Annotated in this window: 1 rRNA gene; it reads right to left on the bottom strand. The window is 51.8% G+C overall.

The annotated features are described in order from the left end of the window. Positions 1-541, bottom strand: a 23S ribosomal RNA gene (locus ACTNC6_RS16160); the annotation flags it as partial.

Genomic DNA, 541 nt, shown 5'->3' with positions numbered 1-541 from the left:
AGCCTCCCACCTATCCTGTACATGCAATACCGAGTCCCAGTACCAAACTGGAGTAAAGCTCCATGGGGTCTTTCCGTCCTGGCGCAGGTAACCAGCATCTTCACTGGTACTTCAATTTCACCGGATGCATTGTCGAGACAGCGCTCAAATCATTACGCCTTTCGTGCGGGTCGGAACTTACCCGACAAGGAATTTCGCTACCTTAGGACCGTTATAGTTACGGCCGCCGTTTACTGGGGCTTAAATTCAAAGCTTCGCTTGCGCTAACCTCTCCTCTTAACCTTCCAGCACCGGGCAGGCGTCAGCCCATATACCTCACCTTTCGGTTTCGCATAGACCTGTGTTTTTGCTAAACAGTTGCTTGAGCCTATTCTCTGCGGCCTGGTTTCCCAGGCACCCCTTATCCCTAAGTTACGGGGCCATTTTGCCGAGTTCCTTGACAATGCTTCTTCCGCCGGCCTTAGGATTCTCTCCTCATCCACCTGTGTCGGTTTACGGTACGGGTACGGTATAAACAATAGCGGCTTTTCTTGACGCATGG

The organism is Blautia sp. HCP3S3_C4 (genome assembly GCF_052064095.1).
GTDB lineage: Bacteria > Bacillota > Clostridia > Lachnospirales > Lachnospiraceae > Blautia_A.
This window is presented reverse-complemented; position numbering and strand designations above follow the sequence as displayed.